This window comes from Bradyrhizobium sp. IC3195 (genome assembly GCF_020193585.1).
Taxonomy (GTDB): Bacteria; Pseudomonadota; Alphaproteobacteria; order Rhizobiales; family Xanthobacteraceae; genus Bradyrhizobium; species Bradyrhizobium yuanmingense.
In genome coordinates this window covers 1-415 of the sequence record NZ_JADYVG010000105.1, presented here as the reverse complement: position 1 = coordinate 415, position 415 = coordinate 1, and the positions used below count along the sequence as shown (strand labels likewise).

At 47.2% G+C, this 415-nt stretch carries 1 protein-coding gene; it reads right to left on the bottom strand.

From position 1 onward, the window contains the following. Positions 1–415: porin (locus tag I6F09_RS37305; RefSeq protein ID WP_225190215.1), on the bottom strand; the 415-nt coding region annotated here is incomplete at both ends.

Below are 415 nucleotides of genomic sequence, written 5' to 3'. Positions count from 1 at the left end.
GCACCGACGTCGATATAATTGACCAGATCTTCATCACCGATACCTTCAATATCTTTCCCTTTCGATAAGACATAACCCAGCGATGGACGCAGACCAAAGTCAAACTGGTATTGAGCGACCGCTTCAAAGTTCTGTGTCTTATTGGCAAAGCCGCCAGTTATTGGCGTCATTTTGCGTGTTTCAGAATAGAAAGTTGCCAGATAAATATTATTGGCATCGTATTTCAGACCTGTTGCCCATGCTTCTGCACGCTTGCCTGTGCCACGGCTTTGCAGGTTCTGCTCGTTGGTGCGATCTGAGTTGGTATAGGCCCCACTAATGGCGAAATCGCTGCCGCCAAAGTCATATGTCAATGACGTGCCGAAGCCATCGCCGTTTTGCTTTTTAACGTCGCGGTTTTCGTTTTTCCCTTGAT